The sequence below is a fragment of the Kitasatospora sp. NPDC004615 genome, from assembly GCF_042873545.1.
Classification (GTDB): domain Bacteria; phylum Actinomycetota; class Actinomycetes; order Streptomycetales; family Streptomycetaceae; genus Kitasatospora.
The window spans coordinates 63,503-79,017 of sequence record NZ_JBIALQ010000015.1 but is presented as its reverse complement, the minus strand read 5'-3'; the positions used below and the strand labels follow the sequence as shown (position 1 = coordinate 79,017).

The 15,515-nt window shown below is 74.5% G+C and carries 11 protein-coding genes; 4 read left to right on the top strand and 7 right to left on the bottom strand.

The window, feature by feature from the left end; all coding sequences use genetic code 11:
• Positions 1–17 precede the first annotated feature (17 nt).
• Together ACFYS8_RS34685 and ACFYS8_RS34680 are read left to right on the top strand one after the other, a co-directional pair.
• Positions 18–1,997 carry a BTAD domain-containing putative transcriptional regulator gene (locus tag ACFYS8_RS34685; RefSeq protein WP_387649125.1) on the top strand — a complete coding sequence of 660 codons (1,980 nt, stop codon included), beginning with the start codon at positions 18–20 and terminating at the stop codon, positions 1,995–1,997.
• Positions 1,978–4,365 (top strand): M28 family peptidase, encoded by a 2,388-nt coding sequence (locus ACFYS8_RS34680; RefSeq protein ID WP_387649122.1) that lies wholly within the window; start codon positions 1,978–1,980, stop codon positions 4,363–4,365. The genes ACFYS8_RS34685 and ACFYS8_RS34680 overlap by 20 nt, the downstream gene beginning before the upstream one ends.
• Positions 4,366–4,429: 64 nt before the next feature.
• Here ACFYS8_RS34680 and ACFYS8_RS34675 read toward each other — a convergent pair whose 3' ends face one another.
• From ACFYS8_RS34675 to ACFYS8_RS34655, 5 genes are read right to left on the bottom strand one after another with little or no spacing between them, the layout of a single operon-like run.
• Positions 4,430–4,924: a hypothetical protein gene (locus tag ACFYS8_RS34675; RefSeq protein WP_387649119.1), complete on the bottom strand. Its 495-nt coding sequence runs from the start codon at positions 4,922–4,924 to the stop codon at positions 4,430–4,432.
• Between the two features lie 51 nt (positions 4,925–4,975).
• Positions 4,976–6,007: a 3-oxoacyl-ACP synthase III family protein gene (locus ACFYS8_RS34670; RefSeq protein WP_387649116.1), complete on the bottom strand. Its 1,032-nt coding sequence runs from the start codon at positions 6,005–6,007 to the stop codon at positions 4,976–4,978.
• Positions 6,004–8,049 (bottom strand): 2-oxo acid dehydrogenase subunit E2, encoded by a 2,046-nt coding sequence (locus tag ACFYS8_RS34665; RefSeq protein WP_387649114.1) that lies wholly within the window; start codon positions 8,047–8,049, stop codon positions 6,004–6,006. The genes ACFYS8_RS34670 and ACFYS8_RS34665 overlap by 4 nt, the downstream gene beginning before the upstream one ends.
• A complete protein-coding gene (locus ACFYS8_RS34660; protein WP_387649111.1) occupies positions 8,046–8,282 on the bottom strand; it encodes an acyl carrier protein in 237 nt (78 codons plus the stop codon). Before ACFYS8_RS34660 ends, ACFYS8_RS34665 begins: the two co-directional genes overlap by 4 nt.
• Before the next feature lie 29 nt (positions 8,283–8,311).
• On the bottom strand, positions 8,312–9,253 hold the full coding sequence (locus ACFYS8_RS34655; protein WP_387649108.1) for a thiamine pyrophosphate-dependent dehydrogenase E1 component subunit alpha: 942 nt from the start codon (positions 9,251–9,253) through the stop codon (positions 8,312–8,314).
• A gap of 300 nt (positions 9,254–9,553) precedes the next feature.
• Here ACFYS8_RS34655 and ACFYS8_RS34650 point away from each other — a divergent pair, with 300 nt between their 5' ends.
• Both ACFYS8_RS34650 and ACFYS8_RS34645 read left to right on the top strand, forming a co-directional pair.
• Entirely contained in the window at positions 9,554–11,023 is a 1,470-nt protein-coding gene (locus tag ACFYS8_RS34650) for an FAD-dependent monooxygenase (protein WP_387649105.1), read from the top strand.
• A gap of 19 nt (positions 11,024–11,042) precedes the next feature.
• On the top strand, positions 11,043–12,197 hold the full coding sequence (locus ACFYS8_RS34645; RefSeq protein WP_387649102.1) for a metallophosphoesterase: 1,155 nt from the start codon (positions 11,043–11,045) through the stop codon (positions 12,195–12,197).
• A gap of 47 nt (positions 12,198–12,244) precedes the next feature.
• On the opposite strand, the gene ACFYS8_RS34640 is transcribed toward ACFYS8_RS34645, so the two are convergent.
• Positions 12,245–14,722, bottom strand: a complete 2,478-nt coding sequence (locus tag ACFYS8_RS34640; RefSeq protein WP_387649100.1) for an excinuclease ABC subunit UvrA — start codon at positions 14,720–14,722, stop codon at positions 12,245–12,247.
• 206 nt (positions 14,723–14,928) lie between these two features.
• The gene (locus ACFYS8_RS34635) at positions 14,929–15,456 is read right to left on the bottom strand and encodes a winged helix-turn-helix transcriptional regulator (RefSeq protein WP_387649098.1); all 528 of its coding nucleotides are present in this window, start codon (positions 15,454–15,456) and stop codon (positions 14,929–14,931) included.
• Positions 15,457–15,515: the final 59 nt, after the last annotated feature.

Here is a 15,515-nt window from a genome sequence, read left to right as displayed (position 1 = left end):
GTGGAGGATTGGCTCCGATGCAGCAAAAGGCTCTCTCCCCGACGTCCGGCCTTTTCACCGAGGAAACCCATCGCAATGGCCGCGACATATCATTTCGAATTCTCGGCCCCTTACAGGTCGTCATTGGCGGAAACACCGTCCGGGTCGGACGGAACCGCCAGCTGACCGTCCTCGCCGTACTCCTGCTCAACGCCAACAAGATCGTCCCGGTCAGCTCGCTGATCGACGCCGTCTGGCGCGCCGAACCACCGGCCACCGCCGACAAGCAGATCCAGACCTGCGTCTGGCGGCTGCGCAACGCCTTCGCCGCCGCCGGCGCCCCGGTCGACCTGATCGAGACCGAACAGGGCGGCTACCGCATCCGGCTCGGCGCCGAGGACCTCGACGCGGACGCCTTCGAGAAGACCGTCCGGCGGGCCCGCGACCTCGCCGCCGCCGGCCACCTGGAGGACGCCGCCGACGAGTACCAGAGCGCCCTCGCGCTCTTCCGCGGCCAGCCGCTCGCCGACCTCTCCGGCCCGCTCACCTACACCGTGGCCGCGCACTGGGAGGAACGCCGGTTCGCCGTCCTGGAGGAATGGCTGGACGTCGGGCTCGCGCTCGGCCGGCACGCCGAGCTGATCAGCGAACTCAAGCCGCTGGTCGCCGAGTTCCCGATGCGCGAGCGGCTCTGCGCGCAGCTGATGACGGCGCTCTACCAGTCCCAGCGGCGGGCCGAGGCGCTGCACGTCTACCGGGCCGGCCGGCACGCGCTGATCACCAAGCTCGGCCTCGAACCCGGCGCCCGGCTCCAGGAACTGCACCAGCAGATCCTGGCCGGCGAGGGCGTGGCGCCCCCGCCCACCGCCCACCGGACCCCGCGGCCCGACAAGACCCCCGCCCAACTTCCGCCCCGGGTCACCGACTTCGCGGGCCGAAGCGACATCTCCGAACGGATCGGCTGGGACTTACAGGCCGTCGGCGCCCCCCGGGTGATCGCCCTGGTGGGCTGCGCCGGTTCCGGCAAGACCGCGCTCGCCGTGCACGTCGGGCACAGCCTCCAGCAGCACTTCCCCGACGGCCAGCTCTACGCGGACCTGCGCGGCCAGTCCGAGCCGGTGCCCCCGCAGGAGGTGCTGCGCGGCTTCCTCGACGCCCTCGGCGTCCCCGTCCAGCGGATCCCCGCCGGACTCGCCGCCCGTGCCGCGCTGTTCCGCAGCGTCACCGCCTCCAAGCGGCTGCTGATCGTGCTCGACGACGTCTCCGAGAGCACCCGCTACGAGGCGCTGCTGCCGAGCGGCGAGAGCGCCGTCCTGTGCACCGGCCGCACCAGCCTGCTCAAGATCCCCGGCCTCACCGAGTACTGCCTCGACGGCCTGCCCGGCAACGAGGCGGTGGACCTGCTCGCCTCGCTCGTCGGCGTGGAACGGGTCTTCGCCGAGGTGGACAGCGCCCGGCGGATCGTCGACCTGTGCGGCCGCCTGCCGCTCGCCATCCGGGCCGCGGGCGCCCGGCTGCGCGCCCGCCCCCGGCACAGCCTGCGCAGCTTCGTCGACCGGCTCACCGGCAGCCGCGACCGGATCGCCGAACTCTCCATCGGTTCCCTGGACATGGGCGCCCGGCTGGCCTCCACCCTCGACCAGCTGCCGCTCGGCGGCTACCGGCTCTGGCTGCGGCTCAGCCTGTGCGAACTCGCCTCCATCCCGGAGTACGTGGCCTACGCCGTCGCCGACCGGCCGGAGGAGGACACCCAGCGGCTGCTCGACCAGCTGGTCGGCCAGCACCTGCTGACCGTCGCCCCCGGCGAGGTCGCCGACGGCCCCCAGTACGCGTTCAACCCGCTCGTCCGCGACCACGCCCGGCAGCGCGCCGAGGCCGAACTCGGCGCCGCGATCGGCCGGGACGTCGCCGAGCAGATCGCCGACGCCGTGTTCCACCGGCGCGAGCCCGCCCATGACAGCCACCGACCGTACCGCCGCCGCGAGGAGCCCACCGTCTATGACAGTCAAGCGGTCTGACCTCACGCCGGTCGAACCCGTCACCCCCACCGGGGCGCCGCCCGGCCCGCCCCGCCGCGGCTCGCCCGCGCCGGCCGCCCGCTGGGCCTTCCCCGTCACCGTCCTGGTCCTCGCCGCGCTCTGCGCGGCCCTGACCGCCTGGCAGGACCGGCTGCCCGCCCCGCGCGACGAGAACGCGCCCGCCCTGAGCTTCTCCGCCGCCCGCGCCGTCGACCAGGTCCGCGCGATCGCCACCGAGCCGCGCCCCAGCGGCTCCCCCGCCCACACCCAGGTCCGCGCGGACCTGGTCCGCAAGCTCACCGAACTCGGCCTGGAGACCCGGGTGCAGACCGGCTCGTCCGTCGCCCACATGCCCGACCTCTCCCCCACCGGCGCCGACTCCCGCTACGCCGGACTGCGGGTGGACAACGTGGTCGCCCGGCTGCCGGGCTCCGCGAACACCCGGCCCATCGCCCTGGTCACCCACTACGACTCCACCGAGGCCGGCCCCGGCGCCAACGACGCCGGGGTCCCGGTCGCGGTCCTGCTGGAGACCGCCCGCGCGCTGCGCGCCGGACCGGCGCCCCGCAACGACGTCCTGTTCGTCTTCACCGACGCCGAGGAGAGCGGCCTGCTCGGCTCCCGGGCCCTGGTGGACGCCCCGGAGTTCCTGCCGCCCGACGCGCTGGTGCTCAACTTCGAGGCCCGCGGCAGCCGCGGCCCCAGTCTGATGTTCGAGACCGGCCCAGACGCCGCCTGGCTGGTCGACACGCTCGCCGGCCACGTGCCGTCCGCCCGCACCAGCTCGCTGCTCGACGCCGCCTACGGCTACCTGCCCAACCTCACCGACTTCACCGTCTTCAAGCAGGCCGGCCACCAGGGCCTCAACCTGGCCTACCTGGACGGCTACACGGCGTACCACAGCGCCGACGACACCCCCGACCGGGTCGACCCGGCGACCGTCCAGCACCAGGGCGAACAGGCGCTCGGCCTGGCCCGCGCCCTCGGCTCCGCCGACCTCGCACACCCGCCCTCCGGCGACTCCGTCTACTTCCAGGCGGCCGGCCTGTACCTCGCCTACCCGGCCGGCTCCGCACTGCCCGCCGCGCTCGCCACCGCGGCCCTCGGGCTGTTCCTGCTGCTGCGGCTGCGCGCCCGGGCAGGCCTCTCGCTCGCCCGGACCGCCGCCGGGCTGGCGCTGGCCCTCGGCCAGCTGCTGCTCGCCGCCGGCGCCGCGTTCGCGCTGGCACCCCTGGTGGCCTCCCGGCACGCCGAGTTCGGCGCCTACGGCGACATCGCGGACCACGGCCTGGCGCTCGCCGGGTTCCTGCTGCTCACCCTCGCCCTGGGCGCGGCCGCCGCGCTGCTCGCCCGGCGCCGGATCGACGCCCGCCACCAGGCCGCCGGGGCGATCGCGCTCTGGGTGCTGCTGGCCTGCGCCTCCGCCGTCGTCCTGCCGGGCGGCAGCCACGTGTTCACCTGGCCCGCGCTCGGGCTGGTCGCGGCCGCCGCCCTGCTCACCTCCCGCGCCGGTGCGACGGTGGCCGGACGGGTGGCGGGCGCCGCGCTCGCCGTCCTCCCGCTCGGCCTGCTGGTGGTCCCGCTCGTGCCGCTGCTCACCGACGCCCTCGGGCTCGGCCTGGTGGCCGTTCCGGTGGCGGTCGCGGCCCTGATGACGGCCCTGCTGCCGCCCGTCCTGCCGCCGCTGCCCCGGCGCACGCGGCCGCTGGTTCCGGCCGCGGCGGCGCTCGTCGCCGCCGCCGTCCTCGCGGCCGGTGCGCTGATCCCGCCGCCGCAGCCGTACCGGGAACGGGCGAACGCGCTGTACCTGCTGGACGCCGACCGGGGCACCGCCACCTGGCTGAGCGACTCGCCGCCGGACGCCTGGAGCGACCGGCTGCTGCCGGACCCCGATCCGGTCTCCGTCGCCGACCTCTGGCCCGGCTGGCGCGTCCCCGTCCGGCGGGCCGGGGCGCCGGTGCTGCCGCTCGCGGCGCCGGAGGTCACCGTGACGCCCGTCCCGGGCGGGCCGGGGGACGGGCGGCGGGTCTCCGTCCGGGCGGTGTCGAAGCGCGGCGCCCCCGAGCTGGTGCTGCTGGTGACGGGCGCGGCGGTGCGCGGCTACGCGCTCGACGGCGTGCCGGGGTGGCACGCGGACACCCCGGCCGGGAACCCGCCGTGGGAACTGTGGATCCACCGGGTACCGGCGGACGGCGCCGGGCTGCTGCTCGACCTCGGGCCCGGCCCGGCCACGCTGAAGGTCATCGACCGCACCCCGGGCCTGCCCGCACCGGACGGCACACCGCTCGCCGGGCCGCGCCCGCCGGCCCTCGGCGTGGCCGCGTTCGGCGAGGCGGCGATGGTGTCCGTCACCCGCTCGCTGGACTGAGCCCCCGAAACACACCGTGGCCCGGCCGCCGACTTCGGCGACCGGGCCACGGTGTACCCGCGGGTCAGGAAACGGCGCCCGGCAGCCGGGCGGCGACCTTCTCGGCCGCCGTCTTCACGTCGGTGCACACCTGCGGCGTCATCGCGGTGGTGCGCCCGAGGCGCAGCTCGATGCTGGAGTGCTCGCCGCTGTCCAGGAACACCTTGCAGACGCCGTTCAGGGCGCCCATCAGCATCACCGCGGATTTGCCGTGGAACTGCAGTTCCGTCCGGGTGCCGTCGCCGGTGGCGGCGTCGGCGAGCGGGCGGTCGTCCAGCATCAGGGTGAGGGTGCCGAAGCGGTACTTGTAGGAGGAACAGCCGCGGTCGCTCAGCCCGCTCACCGAGGGTTCGCCGAGGCCGAGTTCGACGGAGACGGGCCGCAGCATCTTGCAGGCCGGTGGCTCGTCGGGGTGTGCCTGGTCGGTGGCGGGCGTGGCGGTCGAGCAGGAGGCCAGGGTCAGGGTGGCGGCGGCGACGGCTGCCGCGGTGAGGACGTTCCGGGCGCGGGGACGGTCCATGGGGTGGTTCGCTCCGATCTGTCCGGTGAGCGGGTGGGAGGTTCGTGCGGGTCAGCGTTCGAGGACGGCGCAGGCCCAGTGCATCCCCCGGCCGTTGGCCGCGAGCGCGACGAGGTCGCCGGGCGCGAGTGCGCCCGTCTCCTCCAGCCTGGCCAGGCAGAACAGGTGGTCGGCCGCGCCGAAGTGCCCGTTCTCGGCGGCGGTTTCGGCGTTGGTGCGCTCCAGCGGCACGCCGATCAGTGCGGCCTGTGCGGCGAGCACGCGGGCGTTGTCGTTGAGCAGGACGAGCCGCGCGAGGTCCTCCTCGGCGCAGCCGGCCCGGCGGCAGGCGCGGTGCACGGCGCGGGCGGTGCGTTCGTCGATCTCCTCGGCGAACGCGGCGACTTCCTCGGCGTCGTTGCCGAAGTGCTCGACGACGTCCCACGCGTCGCGCACGGCGGGTGTCTCGGTGCCGGGCGCGAAGGGCCGGCGGGCGCCGCCGATGTCCATCCGGAAGAAGTCGGCGTAGCGGCCGTCGCTCTCCGCGTAGGAGGCCCGCCAGCGAAGGCCGGGCGCGCCGCGCACGGCGACGGCCGCGGCGGCGCCGTCGGAGAACAGCAGCGAGTGGGTGTCGAGCCGGTTCCAGTAGGCGTCGACGGTGCGGTTGGCGCCGATCACCAGCGCGGTGCGGTAGTCGGGGTGGGTGGCGAAGCGTCCGGCCACGGTGTCCAGGGCGGTGACGCCGCCGACGCAGCCCTGGTCGACCAGCACGGCCTCGGCCCGGCTCAGACCGAGGGCCCACTGGACCCGGGCCGCCGCGTCCCAGTACAGGTGGTCGGCCAGGTCGGTGAGGGCGACGACGAGCAGGTCCACGTCGCGCGGCTCGACACCCGCGAGGGCCTTCGCGCCCGCCTCGATCGCCAGGTCGGTGACGCTCACCTCGGGCCGGGCCCGGTGGATGTGCCGGTAGCCGTAGCCGAGGACGCGCTCGACGTCCTCGGTGTATTCGGCGACGACGTCCCGGACGGCGGCCTTCTCCCCGGTGGCGACGCCGAAGGCGGTCAACCCGTAGTCCACTGGCACTCCTCTCCTGGTCTGGTTCATTCGGTGAGTTTGGCGAGTTGCTGGGGGTCGCTCAGGCCCTCGGCGACAGTGCGCAGGAACGCGACGGCGTCCCGGCCGTTGACCACCCGGTGGTCGTGGGCGAGGCCGAGCGTGACGACGTTCGCGGCCACCGGCCCGTCGTCGGACGGGACGAGGCGGCGCACCGGGCCGGCGATCGAGACCATGCACAGCTGGGGCCACATCACGATCGGCCGGACCAGCAGCACGCCGGGTTCGAGGTTCAGCGAGACGGTGAGGGCGCCGCCGGAGAGCTCGCCGGCGGTGAACTCGCCCCGGTAGGCCTTGAGCCTGAACTCCATGAGGTCGTCGGCGAGTTCGGCGAGCGGTCGGGCGGCGCAGTCGCGCAGGACGGGCGTGTAGAGGCCGTTCCCTGTGTCGACGGTGACGGCGATGTCGGCGCGTTCGGCGAGTTCCACGGTCCGCTCGTCCAGCAGGGTGCCGAACAGGTGCGGGAAGGCGGGCCGGGCGGCGGCCACCGCCCGGACCAGCAGTTCGGGCAGGCCTACCTCGGCGTCGGTCTCCTCGGACACCGCCCGGAGCCGTTCCAGCGCCGCGTCCACCCGCACCTCGACGGCGGCGAACGCGGCGGGCACCTCGCGGTGGGCCCGGGTGACGACGGCCGCGGTGCCCTGCTGGACCCGGTCCAGCCGGTAGGTGCGGTCGGCGGGCGCGGCCGACTCCGGTTCCTCGGCCGGGAGTTCGGCCGGAGCCGGTTCGTCCTGCGGCGCGGCGAACAGTTCGGCCAGCGGCTCCGCCACCCCGAGTTCGCTGCCGGTCTGCGCGAGCACCCGCAGGTACCCCGACGCGGGGGCGGTGATCTCCTCGACGGCCTTGGAGGTCTCCACGTCCAGCAGTGGCTCGCCCTCCTCGACGTACCCGCCGTCGGGGACGTGCCACTCCAGGACCAGGTAGGCGGTGTCGTTGTTGTTGAGCTTCGGCATCACCACCGGCACCCCGGCGAGCCGCCCGGCTTCCTCAACAGCCTCCGGCCTCAACGGAGTTGGCGTGACCTCGGGCAGCGCCCGGCCCAGCTCCGCCGCGATCCGCGCCGCCCCGAGCAGCACCTCGGCCTCCAGGTGCGGCGCGGTCGGCACCACCGAGTCGGCCGAGGAGAGCAGCAGCACGGGGGCGCGCAGCTCCGCCCACGCCTGCCGGTGGATCCGGGCCGCGACGTCGGCGCCCCAGGTGCCGCCCTCGGTGCTCTCCTCCGCCACGGCAACCAGCCGGGCGCCGGTGATCAGCGGCAGCACCGGCTCCAGGTCCAGCGGGTGCAGCCGTGCCGGGACCAGCAGGTGGACGGTGGCGCCGCGCTCGCGCAGCAGGTGCGCGGCCTCGATGGCCCGGTGCGCCATGCCGCCCGGACAGAGCAGCACGACGTCGGCGGGGCCGCCGTCCGCAGGCGCGACGTGCGCCCATCCGGCCGGGCCGCCGAGCAGTTGGAAGGCGAAGTGCCCGTCCACCACGCCGTCGCGGTACAGCCGGCGGGTGTAGAGGACCTTGTCCTCGAACAGCATCGACGGGCCCCGGTCGAGGCCCTCCTTCAGCAGCGCGTACGGGTCGTGGAACGGCGTCGTCTCGTACAGCGCCAGGTTCGGGATGCCGAGGAAGTGCTTCTGCACGCTCTGGCTGTGCGTCGGCCCGTAGCCGCGGTTGCCGCCGACCGGGCAGCGGACCACGACCGGCATCGGCACCCGCTCGCCGTACATGGTCACCGACTTGGAGATCAGGTTGAGCACCGGGTCGAAGGCGAGCGCGGCGAAGTCGCCGAACATCATCTCGACCACGGCCTCGTCGCCCGCGAGGGCCAGCCCGCCGGCGACGCCCGCGATGCCGCCCTCGCTCAGCGGTGTGGTCAGCACCCGGTCGGGGTGGCGGGTGGACAGGCCGCGGGTCGCCTTGAAGGCGCCGCCGTAGGGGTCGAGGACGTCCTCGCCGAGCAGGTGGAGGGTGGGCCGTTCGTCGAAGAGCCGGTGCAGGGCCCGGTTGAGCGCCTCCACTACGCGGGGTGCGGGCCCGGTCATGACGCCTTCTCCCGTCCGTCGCGGGCGAGCACGTCGCGCAGCGCGCGGACGGAGCGGCAGGCCCGCGCCTCCCGGGCGGTGAGCCGCAGGCCGTACTCCTGTTCCACCCGGGCGACGATCTGCACCTGGGTCAGGCTGGTCCAGGCCGCGGTGGTCGCGGCGCCGGTCTCCTCGGTCACCTCGGTGGCCGGGATCCGGAGCACGTCGGCCACCAGGTCGGTCAGTTCGGTCATCGGTACCACCCAGCTCCTCGTGTCCGGTGTCATGCCTGCGCGTCGGCCGTGCCGGGGCCCGCCGCGGTCCACACGGACGGTGGCCGCGCCTCGACTTCGCGGGCCATCTGCTCCAGGTCGGCGCGGATCAGCTCGTCGAGTTCCCGGAACGGCTCGCCGAGCCGTTCGGCCAGCTCCCGGTGCCAGTCGTCGACCCACAGCGCGGCCACGTCCGCGTCCGGCCGGGTGTCGTCGCCCTTGCTGTGCGGGCCGAGCCGGCGGGTGGTGAACTGCACGACGGCGGGCCGGTGTTGCTCCCGTACGCGGCGGACCAGCGGGGCCAGTCGAGCGCGGATCGCGGGGATGTCGTGGCCGGTGATCTCCAGGAAGTCCAGCCCGAACGCGGCGGCGCGGTCGGCGATGCTGCCCGCCAACTGGAGCTCGGTGGGCGTGGATTGGGCGATCCCGTTGTGCTCGACGATCACCAGCACCGGCACCTGCCACAGCACGGCCATGTTGAGCGCCTCGTACACCGCGCCCTCGCCCCAGGTGCCGTCGCCGGTGAACACGGCGGCGATCCGGCCGTCCCCCACCCGCTTGCAGTGCAGGCCGAGCCCGACGGCGAGCGGCAGGCTCTCGCCCTGCACGCCCGTCGACAGGTAGCGTCCGCGCCGGATGTGCTGGCTGCCGCCGACGCCCGAACACACCGCGCCCGCACGGCCGGTGATCTCCGCGAGCAGGCCGGCCGGGTCGCGGAACAGCGCCAGGTAGTGGCCGTGGCCGCGGTGGTTGCTCAGCACGAAGTCCTCGGCCAGCAGCGGCGCGAGGGCCACCGGGACGTACTCCTGGCCGAGGCAGGTGTGGGTGGTCCCGTTCAGCCGGCCCTCGGAGAACATCCGCAGCAGCAGCGTCTCGAAGTGCCGGATGCCCAGCAGCGCTTCGAGGTCCTCGGCGTCCGGCACACCCGCCGGCGACGACGTTTCAGCGGTCATGGCGCGACAACTCCCGCGAACTGGGCGGCCCGGACGCCCGGACGGCCTCGACGACATGCACTCCACCTGCGCACCACTTGATCGGCCGCCACGCTAACGGCCGCCGTTCTCAATCCGGTTCACGAACCGCTCTCACCGTGCCGACCCCGGCTCTCCGGCAACTCTCACCCCGATCTCAGCCCGTTGCGCCCGCCGTGAGCGGCCGCCTTAACTGATCGGGCGGCGGCGCGCCGGCAGCGGTCCCACCTGCCGGCGCGCCGCCGCCTCCGGTCCGCCCCGCCGATCCGTAGGAGTCAGCAGATGCCGCCCTCCCCCCAGGTGCTCGTCGTCGGCGCCGGCCCCACCGGACTGGCGCTCGCGGCGGAGCTCGCCGCCTTCGGCATCTCCTGCCACGTCGTCGACAAGCGCGCCGGCCGCAGCCCGCTGTCCCGGGCCTGCACCGTCGAGCCGCGCACGCTGGAGCTGCTGGACATGCGCGGGCGCGCCGACGACGTGCTGAAGTGGGGCCGGGAGTGCCCGCACCCGCCGCTCGGCAACGAGGACGGCCACCTCGACTACGGCCTGCTCGACACGACTTTCCCGTTCAGCCTGTCCATCCCGCAGACCCGGACCGAGGAGGCCCTGCAGCTCGCCGCCGAGAAGGCCGGCGCGGTGCTGCTGCCCGGCACCGAGCTGACGGGGCTGCGCCAGGACGACACCGGCGTCGAGGTGGAGCTGACCGGCCCGCACGGCCCGCGGGTCGAACGGGCGCGGTACGTCGTCGGCTGCGACGGCGTCAACAGCACCGTCCGGCAGGTGATCGGCGTCGAGTACGACGGCTGGCACTACGACGAGTCGCTGATGATGGGCGACGCCCGGCTGTCGAACCCGCCGGGCCCGGCCGAGTACGCGCGGATCACCCGGCGCGGGATGGCGGCGCTGTTCCCGTTCCAGGACGGCACCTACCGGGTGATCGTGCTCGACCGGCAGAAGTTCTCCGTTCCCGCGGACGAGCCGCTGACCCTGGAGGACCTGAGCGAGAGCTGCGCGGCCGTCCTCGGGACGGACATCGGCCTGCACAGCCCGCTGTGGCTGTCGCGTTTCCGCAGTTCGCAGCGGCACGCGAAGCGCTACCGGGTCGGCCGGGTGCTGCTCGCGGGGGACGCGGCGCACACCCACATCCCGTCCGGCGGGCAGGGGTTGCAGACCGGTATCCAGGACGCGTTCAACCTCGGCTGGAAGCTGCGGGCCGTCCTCGCCGGGTGGGCGCCGGAGGAGCTGATCGACAGTTACGAGGCGGAGCGGCACCCGATCGCGGCGGAGACGCTGCGCAAGACCGACCTGTCGTTCCGGTTCGAGACCTCGGACAGCGCGACGGCCCGCCTGATGCGCCGGGCCGCCATGTGGTCGATGCGGATCCGCCCGGTGCACCGGCTCAACGTCGAACACCTGTCGGGCCTGCGCCTGCGCTACCCGTCCGGCGGGCAGGGCCGGTGGGCCGGCCGGCGCGTCCCGGACCGGCCGCTCGCCTCGCCGCAGGGCCCCCTCTACGGGCTGTTCCGCGACGGCGGGTTCGTCCTGCTCGGCACCGACAGCTGCCCGCCGGCCGCCGCCCCGTGGGCGGACCGGCTGCGCACGGGCGTGCTCGCCGAACCGCTCGGCGGCGGGTGGCCCCGGTACGTCCTGGTGCGGCCGGACGGCTACGTCGCCTGGGCCGGGCCGGTGGCGGACAACGGGCTGGCCGCGGCACTGCGCCGCTGGTGCGGTACGCCGGCGCCGGCCGCCCGCTGATCCGGGCCGGGAGTCCGCCGTGTCCTCCGCGCTCTTCACCGCCCTCGTGGTCCCCGCCCTCGCCGCCGTCCACTACTGGGTGTGGCGGCGCGTCGTCCGCGACACCACCGCCCCCCGCGGCTGGCCGCGCCGGGCCGGGACGGCGCTGCTGGTGCTGCTCGGCCTGCTGCTGGTGGCCGCGCCGCCGGCCGACGGCGCGCTGCCGAAGCCGCTGGCGCAGGCCGTCGGCTGGCCGGGCTTCGTGTGGATGGCCGGGATCCTGTACCTGGGCTTCGCGCTGCTGGTCGCCGAGGCCGTCCGCCCGCTGCTGCTGCGCGCCGCCCGCCGCGGCGCCCCCGGCCTGGACCCGTCCCGCCGGCTGTTCGTCAACCGCTCGCTCGCGCTGGCCGCCGGCGCCGCCGCGGCCGCGACCGTCGGCTACGGCGCGGCCACCGCCCTCGGCCCGCCCACCATCAAGCGGCTGACCGTTCCGCTGGCCCGGCTCGACCCGCGGGCCGACGGTTTCCGGATCGCGGTCGTCAGCGACATCCACCTCAACAGCCTGGTCGGCCGCGCCCGCGCCCGGCAGATCGCCGACCTGGTCAACGGCACCCGGCCCGACCTGATCGCCGTCGTCGGCGACCTGGTCGAGGACGCCGGCGTGGCCGAGTTCGGGCCGGAGGTGGCGCCGCTCGCCCGGCTCAGCGCGCCGTACGGCGCGTACTTCGTCACCGGCAACCACGAGCACTACTCGGGCGCCCGGCAGTGGATCGACTTCGTCCGCGGCCTCGGGCTGCGCCCGCTGGTGAACGAACGCGTCGCACTGCCCGGCTTCGACCTCGCGGGCGTGAACGACGCCAGCGGCACCGACGAGGGACTCGGCCCCGACTACGCGGCCGCGCTCGACGGCCGCGACCCGGGCCGGGCCGTGGTGCTGCTCGCCCATCAGCCGGTGCAGGTCCACGAGGCGGTGAAGCACGGCGTCGACCTTCAGCTGTCCGGCCACACCCACGGCGGCCAGCTGTGGCCGTTCAACCACCTGTCGCGGCTGGCCAATCCGGCCGTCGCCGGGCTGCACCGGTTCGGTGACACCCTGCTCTACGTCACCCGCGGCACCGGCTTCTGGGGCCCGCCGGTGCGCCTGGGCGCGGAGCCGGACATCACCGTCATCACGCTGACCGTTCCCCGCCCCTGACCGGCCGGGCCCGGCGGCGCCGGAGCCGCCGAGCCCGCCCGCTCCGCTCAGCCCAGCAGCGGCTCACCGGCCATGTACCGGCGGAAGAAGCCCGCCGTCGGCGTGTCGGCCCGCGCGACGTCCTCCGGCGCGCCCTCCGCCACCACGGCCCCGCCGGCCGGGCCCGCGCCCGGCCCGAGGTCGATCACCCAGTCCGCCGACGCGGCCACCGGGATGTCGTGCTCGGCGACGACCACGGTGTTGCCGGAGTCCAGCAGGACGTCGAACGCGTCCACCATCCGCTGGATGTCGGACGGGTGCAGGCCCGAGACCGGCTCGTCGAGCACCACCAGACCGGCCTTGCCCTTCGCCGAGCCGCGCTGGATCGCGGACGCCAGCTTCAGCCGCTGCGCCTCACCGCCCGACAACTCGGTCGCGCTCTGGCCGAGTTGCAGGTAGCCGAGGCCGACCCGCTCCAGGGCCTCCAGCGTCTCGGCGAGCTGCTTGGGGCCGGTCAGCCGCTTGACCGCCTCGGCGATGGTCAGCTCCAGCACGCCGTCGATGGTCAGGCCCTGGTAGGTGATCTCCAGCGCCTCCGGCTTGTACCGGCGGCCGTCGCACTCGTCGCACACCACCCACACGTCCGGCAGGAAGTGCATGTCGACGAGCTTGCGCCCGTACCCCGTGCACACCTCGCAGCGGCCGCCGTTCGCGGTGTTGAACGAGAACCAGGAGGCGTTGACCTTGCGCCGGCGGGCCTCCTCGGTCTCCGCGAACAGCTTGCGCACCAGGTCGAAGGCCTTGCTGTAGGTGGCCGGGTTGGAGCGCGGGGTGCGGCCGATCGGCTCCTGGTCGACCACGGCGACCCAGCTGAACGCGTCGGTGCCGCTCACCGTGCGCACGGTCTCGGCCGCCTCGCCGCTCAGCGCCGCCTCGACGCCCGCGCCGAGCGCGCCGAGCAGGCTGCTCTTCCCGCTGCCGCTGACGCCGGTCAGGCAGGTGAGCCGCCCGACCGGGAACCGGACCCGCTCCGCCGTCACGTTGTGCGCGCGCAGCCCGTGCAGCTCGACCCAGCCCGACCGTTCGCCGACCGGACGGCGCTCGCGCCGCAGCCGAGGACCGTCCCCGGCCAGGTAGCGGCCGGTCAGCGACAACGGGTGCGCGGCCGCCTCGGCGGGCTTGCCCGACACGATCACCTCGCCGCCGAGCCGGCCCGCGCCCGGACCCATGTCCACCACCCAGTCGGCCCGGGCGATCAGCTCCGGGTCGTGCTCGACCAGCAGCACGGTGTTCCCGGCCTCGCGCAACTCCAGTGCGATGTCCAGCAGATGCGCCTTGTCGGCCGGGTGCAGGCCGGTACCCGGCTCGTCCAGGACGAAGATGATCCCGCTCAGCTCGGTGCTCAACTGCGCGGCCAGCCGCGTCCGCTGGAGTTCGCCGCCGGACAGCGTGGCCGCGCTCCGGGTCAGCTGGAGGTGCGAGAGGCCGAGCCGGTCCAGCACGCCCAGCCGACGGACCAGGTCCAGCAGCAGCGGCTCGCCCACCTCCCGCTGCGCCGCGCCCAGTTGGGCCACCACGTCACCGGCCCACTGACGGACCGCCCGCACGTCCACCTCCAGCAGCTCGGGGTAGGTGAGCCCGCCCAGCCGGATCGTCCGCGCCGCGTCGCCGTACCCGGTGCCGCCGCAGGCCTCGCACGCGACCTTGCGCATGTACGGCAGATACCGCTGCTTGGCGCTCGGCGTACTGGCGTTCGCGAAGACCCGCTCCACCTCCGCGAGGGCGCCGCGCAGCGGCTGGGTGGAGGTGTACGTCCACGACGCCGACTCGTTCTTGTTCGGCATGTCGACGGTCGCCTCGATCACCTCGTCACCCGTGCCGTACAGCACGCAGTGCCGGAACTCCTCCGGCAGCTCCCGCCACGGCTGCTTGAGGTCCACCCCGCGCTTCTCGGCCAGCGCCGGGACGAACGCGTGCTCGCCGGAGCGCCACTTGGCGTACCAGGGCGACGCCCCGTCGAACAGCGGCCGGTCCGGATCGGTGATGACCAGCTCCACCTGCGCCTGCCAGCGCCCGCCCACACCATGGCAGTTGGGGCAGTTTCCCTCCGGCGAGTGACGGTCGAAGTGCGCGGTCGACAGGTGCTCGGGCAGCCCCGCCGCATCCGGCCCGATCCCCGGCAGCCGCGAGTACAGCAGCCCGAGGTGACCGTCGATCCCGGTGATCGTCGCCACCGTGGACCGCGGATTGCGGTTCAGCCGCCGCTGATCGACCGCCAGGGTCGCGCCGAGCCCCAGGATCCGGTCCACCTTCGGCCGGTTCCGCTGCGTGATGTACTGCCGCACGAACGGCGAAAGACCCTCCAGGTAGCGCAGTTGCGCCTCGCTGTGGATGGTGTCGATCGCCAGCGAGGTCTTCCCGCTGCCGCTCACGCCCGTGAAGGCGACCACCTGCCCCTTGGGGATTCTCACCGTGACATCGCGGAGGTTGTTGGTACGCGCGCCCACCACGTCGATGGTGTCGTTCTGCCGTGCGGATCCAGTCATCGTTGCTGCCTCATCTCGCAGCGGTGACTTTTCCGTGTGGCGAAGTCACCGCAATCGGAAATCCCGGGGATGCTCGCCCCGAACGCCCCGGGCGCGCCGAAGGGCGCCTACCGGTCAAGGCACTCACTCTACCCAAGACTTGGCAAAGCCCCGCCACCTCACTCTGCGGGCCAACTGCCTTGATCCACACCACCACTGACGTCGCGTCAGCCGCCGGGCAGGAAGCGGGCACCCGGGCCGGGAGAGCGCTGGACCTCGCCGGGCGGCAGCCGGGTGTGGCCGGCCGCGCAGGCCAGAACGAGGGTGACCGGCTCGCCGCACCCGTCCCCCTCGGCGCCGCGGTGCCGGACGACGACCGACGGCCCCTGCTCGTCGGCGAGGTACTTGTCCCCCCACTCCAGCAGGGCGATCACGGTGGGCCGCAGATCCGCCCCCTTCGCGGTGAGCCGGTACTCGAACCGCTGCCGGTCACCGGGCTCCCGGTACGGCACGCGCTCCAGCACGCCCGCCTCGACCAGGCCGTCGAGCCGGGTGGAGAGCAGGTTGCTGGCGATGCCGAGCCGGGCCCGGAAGTCCCCGAACCGACTCGCCCCGTCGAGGGCCTCGCGCACGATGAGCAGCGACCAGCGTTCGCCGACCACCGCCAGGGCGCGCCCCATCGAGCAGTTCGCCGGGTCGATCCGCCGCTGTTCCTGCTGCTCCCGCTGCTCCTGGTGCTCCTGGTGCTCCGTCATCCCTCGATCCTAGCCCTCCGCGCCCACCTGGGTTGACAATCTCCAGCCAGCTCCGACTA